At 35.0% G+C, this 16895-nt stretch carries 14 protein-coding genes; 8 read left to right on the top strand and 6 right to left on the bottom strand.

The window, feature by feature from the left end:
- Positions 1–253 precede the first annotated feature (253 nt).
- Positions 254–1276 (bottom strand): serine hydrolase domain-containing protein, encoded by a 1023-nt coding sequence (locus BFG57_RS06840; protein ID WP_069716743.1) that lies wholly within the window; start codon positions 1274–1276, stop codon positions 254–256.
- A 323-nt stretch (positions 1277–1599) separates the two neighbouring features.
- On the opposite strand from BFG57_RS06840, the gene BFG57_RS06835 reads away from it, so the two are divergent.
- The gene (locus tag BFG57_RS06835; RefSeq protein ID WP_069716742.1) at positions 1600–3558 is read left to right on the top strand and encodes a GTP-binding protein; all 1959 of its coding nucleotides are present in this window, start codon (positions 1600–1602) and stop codon (positions 3556–3558) included.
- Between the two features lie 66 nt (positions 3559–3624).
- On the opposite strand, the gene BFG57_RS06830 is transcribed toward BFG57_RS06835, so the two are convergent.
- A complete protein-coding gene (locus BFG57_RS06830) occupies positions 3625–3921 on the bottom strand; it encodes an antibiotic biosynthesis monooxygenase family protein (RefSeq protein WP_069716741.1) in 297 nt (98 codons plus the stop codon).
- Positions 3922–4053: 132 nt separating this feature from the next.
- On the opposite strand from BFG57_RS06830, the gene BFG57_RS06825 reads away from it, so the two are divergent.
- Both BFG57_RS06825 and BFG57_RS06820 read left to right on the top strand, forming a co-directional pair.
- Positions 4054–4755, top strand: a complete 702-nt coding sequence (locus BFG57_RS06825) for a helix-turn-helix transcriptional regulator (protein WP_139125078.1) — start codon at positions 4054–4056, stop codon at positions 4753–4755.
- A gap of 90 nt (positions 4756–4845) precedes the next feature.
- The gene (locus BFG57_RS06820) at positions 4846–5727 is read left to right on the top strand and encodes an EamA family transporter (protein WP_069716739.1); all 882 of its coding nucleotides are present in this window, start codon (positions 4846–4848) and stop codon (positions 5725–5727) included.
- 158 nt (positions 5728–5885) lie between these two features.
- Here the strand turns inward: BFG57_RS06820 and BFG57_RS06815 are convergent, their stop codons facing one another.
- Positions 5886–8252, bottom strand: a complete 2367-nt coding sequence (locus BFG57_RS06815) for an immune inhibitor A domain-containing protein (RefSeq protein ID WP_069716738.1) — start codon at positions 8250–8252, stop codon at positions 5886–5888.
- A 427-nt stretch (positions 8253–8679) separates the two neighbouring features.
- Positions 8680–9756 carry a DUF2515 family protein gene (locus BFG57_RS06810; protein WP_245676713.1) on the bottom strand — a complete coding sequence of 359 codons (1077 nt, stop codon included), beginning with the start codon at positions 9754–9756 and terminating at the stop codon, positions 8680–8682.
- A 174-nt stretch (positions 9757–9930) separates the two neighbouring features.
- On the opposite strand from BFG57_RS06810, the gene shc reads away from it, so the two are divergent.
- Positions 9931–11817: a squalene--hopene cyclase gene (shc, locus tag BFG57_RS06805; protein ID WP_069716737.1), complete on the top strand. Its 1887-nt coding sequence runs from the start codon at positions 9931–9933 to the stop codon at positions 11815–11817.
- Between the two features lie 70 nt (positions 11818–11887).
- Here the strand turns inward: shc and BFG57_RS18305 are convergent, their stop codons facing one another.
- Positions 11888–11986: a YjcZ family sporulation protein gene (locus BFG57_RS18305; protein ID WP_083249112.1), complete on the bottom strand. Its 99-nt coding sequence runs from the start codon at positions 11984–11986 to the stop codon at positions 11888–11890.
- Between the two features lie 313 nt (positions 11987–12299).
- Positions 12300–12479, bottom strand: coding sequence for an H-type small acid-soluble spore protein (locus BFG57_RS06800; protein WP_069716736.1), 180 nt, complete (start codon positions 12477–12479; stop codon positions 12300–12302).
- A gap of 594 nt (positions 12480–13073) precedes the next feature.
- Between BFG57_RS06800 and BFG57_RS06795 the strand changes: the two genes are divergently transcribed.
- From BFG57_RS06795 to BFG57_RS06780, 4 genes are all read left to right on the top strand, one after another.
- Positions 13074–13907 carry a transporter substrate-binding domain-containing protein gene (locus tag BFG57_RS06795; protein ID WP_069716735.1) on the top strand — a complete coding sequence of 278 codons (834 nt, stop codon included), beginning with the start codon at positions 13074–13076 and terminating at the stop codon, positions 13905–13907.
- A 39-nt stretch (positions 13908–13946) separates the two neighbouring features.
- On the top strand, positions 13947–14597 hold the full coding sequence (locus BFG57_RS06790) for an amino acid ABC transporter permease (protein ID WP_069716734.1): 651 nt from the start codon (positions 13947–13949) through the stop codon (positions 14595–14597).
- Positions 14598–14615: 18 nt separating this feature from the next.
- Positions 14616–15338: an amino acid ABC transporter ATP-binding protein gene (locus BFG57_RS06785; protein WP_069716733.1), complete on the top strand. Its 723-nt coding sequence runs from the start codon at positions 14616–14618 to the stop codon at positions 15336–15338.
- 185 nt (positions 15339–15523) lie between these two features.
- On the top strand, positions 15524–16654 hold the full coding sequence (locus BFG57_RS06780; protein WP_069716732.1) for an amidohydrolase: 1131 nt from the start codon (positions 15524–15526) through the stop codon (positions 16652–16654).
- The last annotated feature ends 241 nt before the right edge of the window (positions 16655–16895 follow it).

The raw sequence follows: 16895 nt of genomic DNA, 5'->3' as shown, positions 1-16895 counted from the left end.
GGGGTGTTTCCCCTGTGAGAGTAGGACGTTGCCGGGCATGATAACAGAAACCGATCTGATAATAGATCGGTTTTTTGTATGAAGAAAATTGGTTCTGAATTTTTACTAGTTAACTGTTGGGTTCTTACTAAAAAATTACTTGGCTCTTTAATACCGTAGTTGACTTTTTGTCATAGCTAAGTAAAAACATAATAACGGTTGAAAAATTATAACAATAATTTTTCAACCGTTATATTAGTTAAACATTTATTTTCTAAGAAAACAATTTATCAATTCCAGTTACAATAGGATACAAGCTTTGTTCTATATTTGATAAGATGTGTGTTTGTGTCTTTGTTTTTGTATTAAATGATGAATGGAGTCTCACTCCGGGATCAAATCCGAATATGAAATATTTAATTATGTCGTCATCTCGTTTTAAAATCCAAACACCATATCCATGATAGATATCTTGTCCATCTTGAACATGTGGATGTAGAAGTTTATTTGTTAATTCATCATTTAGAATTTTCCTATTTAACAGACCATCCCAAAATTTAGTTAAGTCTAAGACAGTTGTAAAAGCCCCTCCATCTGGCCCACCAATAATCGGAACAGAGTAAATATTAGTTTTACAGGCACCTTCATTATCTTGATCAATGTATCCGAGTGCTGTGCGTTCAGGTAATTGATCCATTCGGAAATAGCCACTGTCTGACATATCGCAAACATCAAATATATGTTTTCTAATATATTCAGGGAACTTCATCCCTGTTATCTGTTCCACAATGAGACCGAGTATGATAAACCCTGAATTACTATAAGAAAATTTACTACCAGGCTCAAATTTCATTTCCCCATTTTGAAACATTGGTAAAAAGTCGTGAGGTGATTGAATTGAGTACATAGGCACGTTTCGCCATAACTCTTCAAAATCTTCCATGATTTCTTCATCGAAGTAATCTGGTATACCTGACGTATGAGTTAACAAATGGTGAATCGTAATTTCTGAATGGAAGTTCGGAAAATTAATATCTAAGCAATCTCGTAAATAAGTATTAAAAGATAATAATCCTCTTTCTACTAACTGGCATATTGCGATTGAGGTGAAAATTTTACTACCAGATGCCATGCCAAATCTTGTACATGATGTGACAGGCAGCTTCTCACTTAGATTTGCATACCCCAATCCATTCTTATAAGTAACCTCTTCATTTTGAACTAATATAGATCCTGAGAATGATTTTTCTTCACTGTAATTGTTGATCACTTCTTCTATCTTGTATGTTAGTTTCATCTTGGTTCTCTCTCTTTCATATTAATTTAATGCGTTAGTTCAACTCAAAGGGAAGTGTGCAATCCTTTTAGTTAAATACGGGTGTAACGTATAATAAGTTTAGGAGCCTTTACGTAAATATTGAGTTAGTCGTATCTTGATACTATTCGTTATTTGGAAGCAATAACCTTTTATATTTAATAAATTTTGTAAAGGTTGAGAATTTAATATGAAGCTAGTCAAATCGATAGTAATAACAATAATGAAGGAAACCAAAGTCTAATTATAATTACACAGGCAATATAGATTCACGCTCATTTATATGATTGAATAGAGGGTAGAAAATGAAAAAAACAATTGGAATACTAGCACATGTAGATGCTGGTAAAACAACATTTGCTGAACAGCTTTTTTATCTTACGAAGAGCATAAGACAAAGAGGGCGAGTTGATCACAAGGATACGTTTATGGATAGCCATGAAATCGAGAAAGAGAGGGGGATCACGGTATTTTCCGATCAAGGTATCATTTCCTACGAAGGATCGACGTATTATATAGTTGATACTCCTGGTCATGTTGACTTTTCCCCAGAAATGGAACGTTCGATTCAAGTAATGGATTACGCAATCATTATTATTAGTGCTGTAGAAGGTGTAGAAGGACATACAGAAACTGTTTGGCAGTTACTTCGTAAATATCAAGTACCTACATTTTTCTTTATAAATAAAATTGATCGAGTGGGAGCTGATGTTCAACGAGTCATCAAAGAGATCCAGTCAGAACTAACAGACGATATATGTGATATTACACATTCTTTTACAGATGATATCATGCATGAAGAATTAATCGAGTTTATCGCTGAACGTGATGAAATATTATTTGAACAGTACATGGAGTCTGGTTATGATCCTAAGGTGTGGATTCAAGCATTTAAAACTGCAATTATGGAGAATAAGATATTCCCATGTGCAAATGGTTCAGCATTACAAGATATAGGTATTATTGATTTCTTTGAAAAAATTGATTGTTTAACAAAGACAAACTATTCAGTAGAAGAGCAATTTGCAGGGCGAGTATATAAGATTAGACACGATGAAAATGGAGCCAGAATTACTTTTATAAAGGCATTGAAAGGAAGCTTGAAAATTCGTGATAAGGTCAGATATGGACATGAAGAAGAACAAGTAATGGAAAAGGTAACACAGATTCGGATTTATAGTGGTAGTAAGTTTAAGTTAGTAGATGAAGTAAGTGCAGGAGATCTGTTTGCTGTAACAGGTTTATCCATTGCAGCAGATGGAGACGGCGTTGGTAGTTTGAAAGAAAAAGTAAACTATGAAATGACCCCAACATTAAAATCTAAAGTAATCTTTGATCCAAAGATTAGTGTGAAAGAGGTTTTACAAGCATTTCAATTGTTAGATGCAGAGGATTCTTCGTTACGAATAATTTGGGAAGAAAGCTTGCAGGAAATTCATATTCACTTAATGGGAAAAATTCAACTTGAAGTATTGAAACAGATTGTAGAAGAACGATTCGGATTGGAAGTATCATTTGGAAAACCAGAAATATTATATAAAGAAACAATCCAAACTACTGTCAATGGTTACGGTCATTTTGAACCGTTAGGGCATTATGCAGAGGTACACCTTAAAATAGAGCCGACTGAGAGAAATAGTGGCATTTACTTCGAGAATGTGTGTCATGTTAATGAGTTATCAGTTGGTAATCAGAATTTAGTTCAACAGCATCTCTTTGAAAGAGAACACCATGGTGTACTAACTGGATCCTCATTAACAGATGTGAAAGTAACATTGCTTACAGGTAGAGCAAATCAAAAACATACTTCTGGTGGTGACTTTAGAGAAGCAACTTATCGTGCATTGCGACAGGGTCTAGAGAAAGCAACCAATATACTACTTGAACCTTATTATGACTTCAAAATTAAAGTAGAATTAAATGATATAGGTAGAATATTATCAGATATTCAGCAAGCACATGGTACTTTTGAAACACCGGAGACAGTAGGTGATAAAGTGATTGTGACAGGACGAGTACCAGTCAGTACATTTATGGAATATAGTACTGAGTTCGCTTCCATTACGCACGGGAAAGGAACAATGAATCTTTCATTTGGTGGCTATGATCGTTGTCATAATGAAGAAGAGGTCATTGAGACTTATGGTTATAATAAAGACGCAGATCCTAAATACACGTCATCTTCAATTTTCTGTTCTAAAGGGAACGGTTATACAGTTGTTTGGGATGAAGCTGAAAAAGAAATGCACGGTTTAAAAAAATAAGGGATATCTATTTCTTTTTTATATATGGGATATGATTTTTTTAGATATTCCAAAGGTGAAACATCATTAAATTTGGTGTTTCATTTCTTCAAGATGTTCCATAAAGGAATCTTCAATATACGATCCAATTAGCTCAACAAATGTCTGAAAGTCAGCTGATTTTTGAAATTTTTCCATATGACTTCCTACAGAATCCCATTGTACGAAAATGTAATAACGAGATTTTTTCTCAATCGAACGATGTATGCTGTGAGAGATATAGCCTTCTGCTGTCATAATAAGCTTCTCTGCTTTCTGAAATGTTTCTTCAAATTGTTTGTTAGTGTCTTCTTTAATATCAAAGCATGCTAATTCTGTAATCATATATGTTTGTCCCTTCTTAATTCGATTTTGAATGTCTGTTTGTTAGTATCGCTTTTTCTCAGAAAAATATTAATAAGCAGGTAATTATAAAGAAATCATATGTGAAATGTTAGTTTATGGGGAGGAATTAATGTGAGTAAGGGTGAGAAAGTTGTTTGTGAAAAGAGAACGTATTCACATGAATTCGATTCTCATCAACATGTTTATGGTCAACTACTGTTTCCGTTGCAAGGTTCTTTAGAGATCCAAACATTAAGGCGGGATTTACAGTTGAATCCTGACTATTGTTTTTATTTACCGCCTGAATGCTATCATACGTTCCGTTCTTCTGAACGAAATTCATTTTTAGTATTAGATATGCCAAAAAGTTATTTGCCACATCATTCAAAGGGTATGTATGTTAATCTAGATGGCCAGTGGTCAGCAATTCGTTATTTGTTGATGGAAGAAGCAAAGGAACAGAAGGGATCTTCAGTAGCTTTAAATGAATTAGCTCGATATGTAAGTCAAAAGCTCGGCCAATCAACATATCCGTCAATTGAATATATTCATAATCACTTTAATGAAGCAATTACGATTGAACAATTAGCAAAGCTTGAGCACTACCATCCAGTTTATTATTCTTCATGGTTTGAACAGGTAACAGGTAAATCTCCTAAGCAGTATATTTCTGATATTCGATTGCAAGAGGCGAAACGGTTGCTAAGAGAAACAACATGGTCCGTAACATTTATCAGCCATGAATGTGGGTTTAGTAGTCTGCCTTCCTTTACAAGGTGGTTTGTACGTTTGGAAGGAATATCCCCATCGACATATCGTAAAACCTTAAATTAAGGTAAAAATGAACTTTTTTTTGGTTAAGCACTTTTCCTCTTAAACATTTACGATCAGATTATTGATTAGTAGTAGGAGGTCGAGGGAAAGATGCCAATTTTCTTTATATTATTAGCAGCAGTTCTTTGGGGAACAACAGGAACAGCGCAGATTTTTACTCCTGATAACACCCATCCATTCGCACTCGGTGCGATCCGACTAGTAATAGGAGGAGGCTCGTTGCTCTTGGTTGTGATTTTGACAGGGCAATTTAATTTGAAAAATTGGCCTGTTAGAGCAATGTTGATTGCGTCTGCTAGTATGGCATGTTATCAGCCATTATTTTTTTCTGCAGTTCAAATAACTGGAGTAGCAATTGGAACGGTTGTCGCAATTGGAAGTGCACCAATTTTAGCAGGGTTATTAGAATTGGGGATATTGAAACGTAAACAGAGTAAGATGTGGTGGGTTGCGACTTTTTTATCTGTTATTGGCTGTATATTGCTTTTTAGTAACCAAGGTAAGGTGTATATCGATCCAAAAGGGATAGCGTTAGCTCTGGGGGCTGGTTTAACATTTGCTACGTATACATTAGTTAACAAGCAACTCTTAGAGCACCATCCTCCATTGACCGTCGTTGCTGTAGTGTTTACCCTTAGTGCTATTATGCTATCACCTATGTTATTAATGTTTGATTTATCGTGGTTGTTACAGACCAACGGTATTGCAGTTAGCTTACATCTTGGCATTTTCGCAACATCAATCGCTTATATTCTTTTTTTGAAAGGGTTAATGTCGGTTCCATCATCAACAGCTGTAACACTTTCGTTAGGTGAACCGTTGACCGCTGCATTGTTAGGTGTATTTGTAGTTGGAGAGAGGTTATCCAATATGTCTTGGGTAGGGATCGGATTGATTGGAGTAGGAATTCTACTATTAGCGTTACGAACAAGGGAGAAAAATCAACAACAAACGATCGAAGTTAGTTTGTAAAAATAAAGTCCTTCACATTTATGTGAGGGGCTTTATTTTTACAAAGTTATATTTAAACCTACTAAAAAAGGTATAATCTCTTCACAAATCGAAGGATTATACCTTTTTATACAATTGAACAACAGTTCAATGATCTAGTTGTTCTATGTTTATATAGATTAGCGAGTGATTAATACTTTACTAACTGTTCTGTCAGGGCTTTGACCAACAACGCGAATCTTCAATCCATAAGAAGGGATGTCACGACCTGCTTCAACTAGACCTTCATTAAGGAAAGATTCTCCATCGTCAAATAGTGGCGTACGTTTTGTGAAATTATCTTTAATAGTCGTACCTTCAGCATCGATATTTTCGATAAACATCTTATCAGACTTATCTAAACTAAATGCTGCATCATGTACTTGATAACGTGTTGAAGCAGGGTCACCGTTACTATATTCAACAGTATGCTGGTCTGCATCAACTACTCCTAAGAATCCTTCACCAGGGTGTGCACCAGTCCAGTTATTGTCTTGTGCATTATCGACATACCAAACTACGAGGCCTGGGTCAAACGTCATTAAGCTTGTTCCACGACGAATATGTGCTAATCCTTCATCTACACCTTCGTGATTTCTCCACTCAAGTAAGTAGTAATGATCTGCATATAGAATACCTTGGTCTTTCGTGAATCCATCTAAAGTAAAGATAGAGTCGCCTTCAGCATCATCAAATTCGATAACTTCATCATCAGCGATAACTTCGATGTCATCAACGAAAATTCCAGTTTCGATTGCTGCTACGTCAGTCCAGTAGTTGAACTTAAGTTCAATGTTTTGACCTGCATAATCTGAAAGGTCAAAAGAAGCGTCAATCCAGCCATCACTATGACCAGTAATTCCGTGTCCAGGGTTTTGATCATGTGGGTTATCTTCTGTAGTAATATTACCAGGGACAGCAACCCACTCATCTTCGCCTTCTGCTTTTACTTGAATTGATGCATAATCCCAATCTTGCTCAATTTGATACCATGCTTTGAATTCTAAAGACGCAGTTGTTGCGTTTGTTAAGTCAAGAGAAAGTGACATTGAGTTATTTAACTCATCACCTTTACCACTGTAATATTCGTAATCCCCACTATAAGGAGTGTTTACTTCTAATTCTTTTTGTGGCAAATCAATGCGGAAAGCATCGTTATTCGTTCCTTTTGAATTTGCTTGGTCTAATACAACTTCAATACCTTCACTATCTATGTCATCAATGTCAATTGTTGAACCTGTTAGCCAGTTTCCACCCATTGATGAGTGTAAAAACTCTTTCGCCCATGGGCTAAAGCCTGTTGGCTCAGTACCTGGAACTTGTCCAGCCCAGCTACCACTTGACATAATTGACCAATAACTTACTGGTTCTCCTTCACCAGTGTAACCTGTATCATACTCATCAGGTAAACCTAAATCATGTGCATATTCATGAGCGAATACGCCTGCTGCGCCATCTGCTGGTTCAACCGTATAGTCATAGGCTGCCATTTCTCCGTCCCAATATGGTGCATCTGCAACTGTTCCAGGTAGGTTAGTTACACTTCCTAAATTTGAACGATGTGACCAAATTGCATCACCTTGTAATGTACCTCCACCAGCTTCTTCACCTACGCTAGAGTGTACAACCATTAAGTGGTCAATTAGTCCATCTGGCTCACGATAGTCTCCATCACCATCTAAATCATAACGATCTTCTTGGTCAAATCTAGATAAATCAATAGAAGGATCTTCAGCTACAGCCATTAATGCTTCTGTTACTAATTCTCTAGCTTCAGCATCATTTCCATCTGGATCAGGTACATTTCCACCATAGTAAGCGGCAGGGTTTTCTGCCATATACCATCCAGCTACTTCACCATCAATCGTATAGCTTCCACCTGATTGTTGCTCATAATATTGTTTAACTGAAATTAGATTTTCGCCATTTGGACCAGTATATCCATCATCACCGAAGATCATGTCCTCATAATGTTCCTTTGAATAGTCATCATAAAACATATCTGTATCTTCAGACGCAATTGAATTATGAGGGAAATCTGGGTACTCAATTAATAATACTAGGACTTCATCTTCACGTTCGCTTCCATCATAATCTTCAAGTTCAACTGAATCTAGATCTTCAGCTTGTCCAAGTTTATTACCTTTTCCATTTGATAATCCTTTATTGTGCAGTTTATCTTTTAAACCAAGTTGTTTCTTTTTCTCATGTTGGTCAAGCTCACCTTTTTCAGGTTCATAACTATCTGCTTTTTCTTGTAGATAATCTTGTAATTCTTCCTGAGCTTCTTGTTCAGAGGCATCAGAGGAGATTGTACCATTGCTCTTTAACATGTCTATTAATCTCTCATCGTTAGCAATAGCTAAATCAAACGGGGCTCCCGTTGAGTGAGGTGCAGTGGGGCTTTTTGCTTGTACTGATGGACTAGAAGTGCTAAATGGAACACTAAGAAGACTGGCACTAAGTGATAATGCCATTGCGACAGAAATAACTTTTTTCTTTTTCAAATTCATTACTCCTTTTCCTTTTTATTTTGAGGAACATTTACGATAGTTTTCTTATAAAACTATTTAAACCTCTTTTATATATTATTATTTAAATAATAAGAGTTTTCAATATATTTATTGCAATAAAATAAAAAATTATTTGATTTGAGTAAAAAGTCTGTTAATTTAATCAATAATAATATTCCTATCGGATTAGAAAGGATAGGATTATATTGAGTTTTGTGGGTAAATATGACTATGATAATGGTTGATATTTATACAATGATTATAATAAAAGAATATAATTGAACTCTCAGTTATATTCTTTTATTATGTAAAAATTTGTTAAAATAGAGAATGTATTATTCTTCTTTTATTTAAAAATAACAACTATATTTTTTTATAATATCTTTTAGTTGTATGTTAAAAGGGTAACGTTGGAAAGCGTTCACTCTCTAACATGAAAAATTACTTCGCTTAAATACATAATTAATTCAAGTGTTTTAATACTTTCACAATATGCATGTGTAATTTCTTCGTTTACATCGTTTTTGTCATATTTAAAGTTATTAATAACGGAATAATCTTCAAACCAATCTCCTTGTGTAGCTTCTATGTGTGAAATATCTTTCCAAACAAATTGAAGTTTTGGACTATATAATCTCTTCGCCCCTTTCTTTAAAGTACAGTTGTTTGTACGTGGTTTATATAATTTACCTGGCAATGATTCTTTGACATCATTAAATAAGTGTGGCCAATAATCTTTTCTAGACCCTGAGTGTGGGTTTGAAATAGCCCAATCAACAATCTTATTTAATCTTGCTTGATTAAAATAAAGTAGAGTATATAATCGTTTTCCAAACTTTATTCTCTTATCGAGTGATTCAAAGTGGTGAAGAGTCTGACCGATTATGCCAACCTTATGTAATGCTCCTTTGTCTTGATAAGGCAATAGTACATGACTGAAGTTTAGATGTTCTTGTAGTTTGAATGTGAATGAATGGAGTGTCGAGTCAGTATATATCTGATTTTGAACAACTCGCTTCTCTATATAGTTTTGTTCATTAATAATGAGAGCTGTAGTTAAGAAATAGCGATTTTTATTTGACCAAAAGTAGTTCCAAAATGGTTGAATAAATGAAGATACGTTGAAGTAGGGGAGTAAGTAAAATAGAGGTTTGTTTCGTTGTAAGCTTTCTTTATAAAGCAAAAGTTGAGGATAGACATCTTGAAAAATTAACCAATTTGCACGCTCTAAAAATAAAAAGAATTGTCTTTGTTTTTTTTCCGAAAGAAGTTTCGGAAGAAATTCTCCTTTCAAGTCTGTCATATTCCAACCAGCATTTCTTGAGACGAGGTGTGCAAGTAGTGACCATTCAATTTCAGGGTGTTTTTGATAGAAGTCTAGATAGGCTTGAGTTCTGATTATGTTGTTAGCGTTAAACTGTTTCGTTATAGATTTAATCTTTGAGATAAGCTCGTATTCTTCAGATGATAGTAATTTAAGAGATTTCGGATTATTCATCTGTTTTTTTAGTATATTTTCAATTTCAAGGAGCTGCTTTTGTGTAATAGGTTGTTGCTGATGGTTTCTTCTTTTTGTGTATATAATGGTGAATTCACCCCTCTCTACGAATGTACAGTTGTTCATAAGAATAAATATAAGAGCAAAGCATACTTTTGAGAGGATGGATAACAATTGAAGCATTCTGTACAGTATGAAATCAATCGACTTGTTGAAAAACTAACAAATGAACAGTTGCTGGATGGTTCATGGAATTATCCTTTTGAGACTGGAATTACAACTGATGCTTATATGATTATTTTATTACGTACGTTAGAGATTGATGATGAAAAATTGATTCAAGCATTAGTTAAGAGGATACTAAGTAAACAAGAGGAAAATGGCGTTTGGAAATTGTTTTATGATGAGGAAGAAGGCAACCTCTCTGAAACAATAGTAGCCTATTATGCATTATTGTATTCAGGATACTTGAATGAGAATAGCATGCACTTAGAACGTCCAAAACAATTTATCTTATCTAATGGTGGGTTAGAAAAAGGATCGATGTTTTTAAAAATTATGCTCGCTTTAACAGGGCAATACCCTTGGCCAAAACGCTTTCCAGTTCCGATTGAGACCTTTCTTATACCTGTATCCTTTCCAATTAATTTTTATGACTTTTCGGTCTATGCAAGAGCTAATCTTACCCCGATTATTTTATTAGGAAATAAGAAATTTCAAATGAAGACAGATGCTAGCCCTGATTTGTCAAACTTGTATAAGCAGCAAAGATATGAGGAAGACCCGATTATTGAATTCAATCGAAAATTTGAGTGGCAGGCATTTATTAAACAACTTATTCAAGGTTTGAGTTCAATCGTTGGTAAAAAGGATGGCTTAAAGAAGAAGTCCATTGAACATGCTGAGCAATATATGCTAACACACCTGGAACCAGACGGAACATTTTACAGTTATTTTAGTTCGACTTTTTTTATGATATTTGCCCTTATGTCAATTGGTTACTCAAAAACACATCCGACGATATTAAAGGCAGTTGAAGGGTTAAAATCAATGGCATGCGAAGTAGAAGGCGAGCTTCATATACAGTATACAACGGCTAATGTTTGGAACACATCGCTAATCGGTTATGCAATGCAAGAAGCGGGTGTTTCTGACGAAGAAGAAGTTATTCAAAGAGCAAATAATTATCTGCTTACAAAGCAGCATTACAAGTTTGGTGACTGGGTTATTAATAATACAAACATATTACCTGGAGGATGGGGGTTTTCAAATATTAATACAATCAACCCTGATGTTGATGATACAACTGCAAGCTTACGAGCTCTTCTACCGATGATTATGAAACACCCTCAATATCTTCAAGTTTGGAATCGTGGCTTGCATTGGACATTATCAATGCAAAATGAGGATGGTGGGTGGCCTGCTTTTGAAAGAAATGTTGATAAGAAATTAATTAGACAACTACCAGTTCAGGGAAAAGAGCTTCTGTTACTTGATCCATCAACAGCTGATTTAACAGGAAGGACGCTAGAATTTCTATGTGGCTCCACAAATTTAAATTATGATCATCCTGTAATAAAAAGAGGAATTAAGTGGATGGAAAATGATCAAAGGAAGGATGGATCTTGGTATGGACGATGGGGGATTTGCTACATATATGGTACTTGGTCGGCATTGACTGGATTGAGAGCATGTGGTGTATCAACTCAGTCCAACACAATTAAAAAGGCTGTTCATTGGCTAGAAAGTATTCAAAATGACGACGGTGGTTGGGGGGAATCTTGTTATAGTGATATTTATAAGAGATATATTCCTTTAGAAGAAAGCACATTAACTCATACAGCTTGGGCACTAGATTCGTTAATTGCTGTTTCAAGTAAACCAACACGAGTGATTGATCATGGTATTGAATATTTAATTAAAAATGGAAATGAACAGAGTTGGAAGACAGCATATCCGAAAGGACAGGGAATGGGAAGAGCTTTCTATATTCACTATCACAGCTATCGTTACATTTGGCCGTTATTAACATTAGGTCATTATAAGAAGAAATATTTATAGACTGATGGCTAACTGTCTATGTAACAACGAAAACAACATACTTGCTTTCGCTGTTTTAATCTATAGAAGATTAATAACCAGAACCTCCTAAACAAGCACAACCAACGATAATTAACAATACAAACAAGACAACGATTAACGCAAAGCCATTATTACAACCATCAGACATTGAAATGCCTCCCTCTGAATAAATTTAGAAAAGCACTTTGCTCTTCACTATAGTAATATGCTAGAGAACAAGTTTTGCTTGGACAAATTATCGATGCCATTCGCATATTTTTTATCAGATTCCTATTTTTTGTAGCTTTTTAGATATTTTATTTACAATGAGGAATAAAGGATATTTTATTTGTGATCGTTAGATATGAAGGCTCAGGGTAGTTGTTAGATTTATGAAAGAAATTAGAATAAAGAAATTAGAATAAAGAAATGCACAACAGACACATATGAAATGAGATACGTTGTGCATTCCTATTATTGTGTTACGGTTCGATTAATTGATCAACGTTAACTTCTGTTTCATTTGATGGCTGATCGAGTGGGAAGATCCTAGCAGTGTCTTTTTTTTCATCGACATTCTGAATGTAGATTTTCGTCCCATTGTAGAGGACCTCTATCGTTTCGGGGGATTCAACGATTTCTTTTGCACGTTGTATGTTCATATGTTCACGCTCCTTTGAGGTACAATTACTAATATTATCTTCATAAAACGAAATAATATGTAAGTAATTCTCAGCACCAATTATGGTGGCAATATGCCAATGAAAATTTTTGCGAAATGGTACGGGTGTTCATAAACTTATCCTAATTGTGAAGTATATGTATGAGAAGACACAGCGAACTTAGAGTTAGTTCGCTTTTTTTATGTGTAAAGTAAAAGTAATAAGTACCAAATGGATTGTATAGTAATGAATCTGACAAGCATTGAATAGAAATAATTAAGTAGCATAAAAAAGCTGAGAAAATAATCTGCCTACTAAAAAGAACGAACGGTCACATTTATTACCTTGCAACTAACTATAATTGAAAGTACTAAATGAACTAAAACATGGTACAATAAACAAAAAAATCCTTTTACATAATTATTAGTGGGAGGGCGTGACAATCAAATAGTCACTATAATAATAGGTAGCTTCATAGTTTTTCAGCGAAATTACAATCGATAGTCAGACAATCTAGAACATATCATTGAAAATGCTAATAGTAGACAAATTGGTGTTACTAGTAATAAAAATAATGATATATAAGGGGAGAGTTTGATGAAGAAAACTGTTGTTGTAGCTATGATGTTAATGTTTGCAATTGTTATTAGTGCTTGCGGATCAAATGAAACTGGCTCACAGCCACCAGCTACAGATGGTGGAGAAAGTAGCATTGCGTTAGTTGAAGATGGAAAGTTAACGTGGGCATGTAGTGGTTTGTACAAGCCATTTAACTACTCTGAAGGTGGAGAATTGAAAGGTTTTGATGTTGAGATTGGGTATGCATTAGCAGAGAAGATGGGTCTTGAACCAAATCCAGTTACAACACCTTGGGAGACTATTTTACAAGGATTAAAAGGTAAGAAGTTCGACGCAATTATTGGTAGTATGGCAATTACAAATGAGCGTGCAGAGCAAGTAAACTTTACAGAGCCCTACTACTATTCTGGTGGAACAATTTTTATTTCAGCAAATAATGAACAAATTCAATCATCAGAAGATTTAAAGGATAAAGTGATAGGTGTTGTAGCGCAAAGTACGTATGATGATGCAGCTAAAAAATTTACAGAAAATATAAAATATTACAACAGCGATGTGACAGCATTAAATGATTTAACAGTAAAAGGGCGTATTGATGCGGTTATTACGTCACCTGTTGTTGGTTATGAAGCACAAAAAGCAGGCTTAGAAATTAAAGAAGCTGGTGAGCCATTATGGATTGAACAAATTGGTATAGCTGTTCACAAAGATAATGAAAAGTTATTAGAAGAACTTAATCAAGCCTTAGCAGAGATTAAAGAAGACGGCACATATGATGAAATTTCTAACGGATTGTTCGGTACAAACTTGCTTGATGTTGATTTAGAGGGGGTAGAGGTTCTCGAATAAATTTTAAGTAGGAGGGTTGGTAAGAAGGGGGAGCATACAATGTTGGATATTTGGAATATGTTCACGAGAACGTTTTTCGGGTTTTTAGAGGCAAGTGTGATTACAATTCAATTAACTGCAGTGGGCCTAGTAATAGGCTCTCTGCTAGGTTTAGTTTTTGCACTTTTTAAAATTTCAAATTCGAAAATATTGCAAAAAGTAGCAGGTTTTTATATTACGATTATTCGAGGTACGCCTCTTATTGTACAAATATCATTTCTATATTTTGGTATTTCATCTCTTATCGTATTATCAGGATTTTGGGCAGGTGCGATCGCATTAGGTGTACATAACGGAGCTTATATTGCTGAAATCTTCCGTGGTGCAATTCAAAGCATTGATAAAGGTCAGCATGAAGCGAGTAGCTCATTAGGGATGACAACAGCTCAAAGTATGCGACGTATAATTTTTCCGCAAGCTTTCAAACGTTCAATTCCACCATTAGGAAATCAATTCATTATTTGTTTAAAGGATTCGTCGCTCGTATATGTCATTGGTGTTTCTGAAATATATTCGTTAGCAAATATGGAAGCGGCACAATCATTTCAACAGTTTGAGGCATTCTTTGTTGCAGGGTTATACTACTTAGCACTCGTAATGATATTTTCATATTTATTAAAGCTTGTTGAGAATAAGTTAGATGTTCAATAATGAAGTGAGGTGACGCAGGTGATTATTGGAAAGAACATTCATAAATCATTTGGTTCATTAGAAGTACTAAAAGGAATCGATTTGCATGTGCAACCTCAAGAAGTTGTAGTAATGGTCGGTGCAAGTGGGTCCGGTAAGAGTACATTACTACGATGCTTTAATTTTTTAGAAATGATTAATGATGGTGAAATTATAATTGATGGTAAACAGATTGATCCTAAGCGAGATAACTTACCTAAGGTGCGTGCAGAAGTAGGAATGGTCTTTCAACATTTTCATCTTTTTCCACATAAAACGGTTATAGAAAATATTATAGAAGCGCCTATGATAGTAAAAAAGGTGAAAAAAGAACAAGCAATTAACGAAGGTTTACAATTACTGGAGAAGGTCGGTTTGCGTGATAAAGCAGAGGTTTATCCTGAAAAATTATCAGGTGGACAAAAACAGCGCGTAGCCATCGCACGCTCATTGGCGATGAAGCCAAAGGTGATTTTGTTTGATGAGCCTACGTCAGCACTTGATCCTGAACTTGTTGGTGAAGTGCTTCAAGTAATGAAACAACTTGCTCAAGAAGGAATGACGATGGTAGTTGTTACACATGAGATGAATTTTGCACGAGAAGTTGCTGATCGTATTGTCATGTTACATGATGGTAACATTATTGAAGAAGGCCAACCAGAAGATTTCTTTGAAAATCCATCTCATGAACGAACGAAGCAATTTTTAAAGTTAGTGAATTAGGTGGAAAATATGATTGTTACTAAACCATCATCCACCTTTAGAATTATTATGGAAGATTAGATTAAAATGTTTAAGTCGTAGAATATGTTTACAAAGATTAAAAGGATAATTGTATGATGGAAGAACGAAGCGATTTATAATCAGAAGTGACTCAGGTTGTAAGATGTTATTGTAGGAGGATAAGGATGAGTATTTCAATTGAACAACTCCGAGATTATGTATACCAAACACAAAAATATCTTCACAAAATTCCCGAGCCAGCTTTCAAAGAGAAGAAAACTTCTACTTATATAGCTAAACAACTTAAAGAAATGGGCTACGAGGTAACTGAGCATATAGCAAAAACAGGAGTAACAGCTAAGTTAACTGGAAAGAACGAGTATCCTTGTGTAGCGATTAGAGCGGATATGGACTGTATTGTACATGAGATGAAAAATGAAATAATGTATCGTCATTCGTGTGGACATGATGCTCATTCAAGCACTGCACTTGGTATTGCTAGATTTATGAAAGATCGAATCTATAATTTAAATGGTAGCGTGAAGTTCATTTTTCAACCAGCTGAAGAAATTGGAGAAGGGGCAAAAGCAATGACTGCAGCCGGAGTGTTAGAAGGTGTAGATTATCTCATTGGTTATCACTTACGTACAGCTCATGAGTGTCCATTTGGAAAGATGTCTCCAGCTCTTATTCATAGTGCAAGCTGTAAGATAATAGGGGAAATCTATGGGAAAACAGCTCATGGAGGTCGCCCACACTTAGGGATTAATGCAATTGATGTTTTATCTTCACTTGTGACGAACATTAATACTATAAGATTTAACCCTCAAAGTGGAACAAGTGTTAAATTCACACAACTACATGCAGGTAAGGGGTCTGTAAATGTTATTCCGGAGTATGGCACGTTTGCGATGGATGTACGAAGTGGATCGAACGAGGAATTAAAAGCTGTTATTAGAAAAATAGAGAAGATGATTGCACATACTGCTGATATGCACGATGGTAAGATAGAATATCGTGTGACAGAAGGAGTACCCGCCCCACTTTATGATGAGAATCTAATGCAAACAGCACAAAGAGCAATTGTAAAAATACTAGGGTCTGAAAATGTCGTTGATCCTATTCATACGCCTGGAGGTGAGGATTTTCACTATTATTCACAACTAACGAATGTGAAGTCTATCTACCTTGCGATTGGAGCAAACGTATGTCCAGGGTTACATGATCCGGAAATGACATTTGAAAAAGAGGCAATGTTGCATGGTGTTGAAGTAATTAGTGATATGGTAGAACAACTTCTCTCTAAGGGGAGTTAAACAATATAAAAGAAAAGGATATGACCGATGAGGTTATATCCTTTTCTTTTATATTGATCTGTATGTAAACGTTAGATTTATTTACGAAGACACCAATTCACGCGTGATATGTTTACTATTTTTACTATTATTAATATTCTATTAACAATTATTTACCAAAGTTTACTTCACTAAGATAGGTAATTAATAGTATGAATCTATGATAATAGTGAATGACATAATTAAAACTATTGAGAGGGTG

This window comes from Bacillus solimangrovi, from assembly GCF_001742425.1.
Classification (GTDB): domain Bacteria; phylum Bacillota; class Bacilli; order Bacillales; family Bacillaceae_N; genus Bacillus_AV; species Bacillus_AV solimangrovi.
This window is presented reverse-complemented; position numbering and strand designations above follow the sequence as displayed.

What these genes read in the sequence shown, in the direction of transcription:
- BFG57_RS06810 (WP_245676713.1), bottom strand. Translation starts at nt 9,756, where the DNA reads ATGAATAATCCGAAATCTCTTAAATTACTATCATCTGAAGAATACGAG.
- BFG57_RS06820 (WP_069716739.1), top strand. Translation starts at nt 4,846, where the DNA reads ATGCCAATTTTCTTTATATTATTAGCAGCAGTTCTTTGGGGAACAACA.
- BFG57_RS06830 (WP_069716741.1), bottom strand. Translation starts at nt 3,921, where the DNA reads ATGATTACAGAATTAGCATGCTTTGATATTAAAGAAGACACTAACAAA.
- BFG57_RS06835 (WP_069716742.1), top strand. Translation starts at nt 1,600, where the DNA reads ATGAAAAAAACAATTGGAATACTAGCACATGTAGATGCTGGTAAAACA.
- BFG57_RS06790 (WP_069716734.1), top strand. Translation starts at nt 13,947, where the DNA reads ATGTTGGATATTTGGAATATGTTCACGAGAACGTTTTTCGGGTTTTTA.
- BFG57_RS06800 (WP_069716736.1), bottom strand. Translation starts at nt 12,479, where the DNA reads ATGAACATACAACGTGCAAAAGAAATCGTTGAATCCCCCGAAACGATA.
- BFG57_RS18305 (WP_083249112.1), bottom strand. Translation starts at nt 11,986, where the DNA reads ATGTCTGATGGTTGTAATAATGGCTTTGCGTTAATCGTTGTCTTGTTT.
- BFG57_RS06840 (WP_069716743.1), bottom strand. Translation starts at nt 1,276, where the DNA reads ATGAAACTAACATACAAGATAGAAGAAGTGATCAACAATTACAGTGAA.
- BFG57_RS06780 (WP_069716732.1), top strand. Translation starts at nt 15,524, where the DNA reads ATGAGTATTTCAATTGAACAACTCCGAGATTATGTATACCAAACACAA.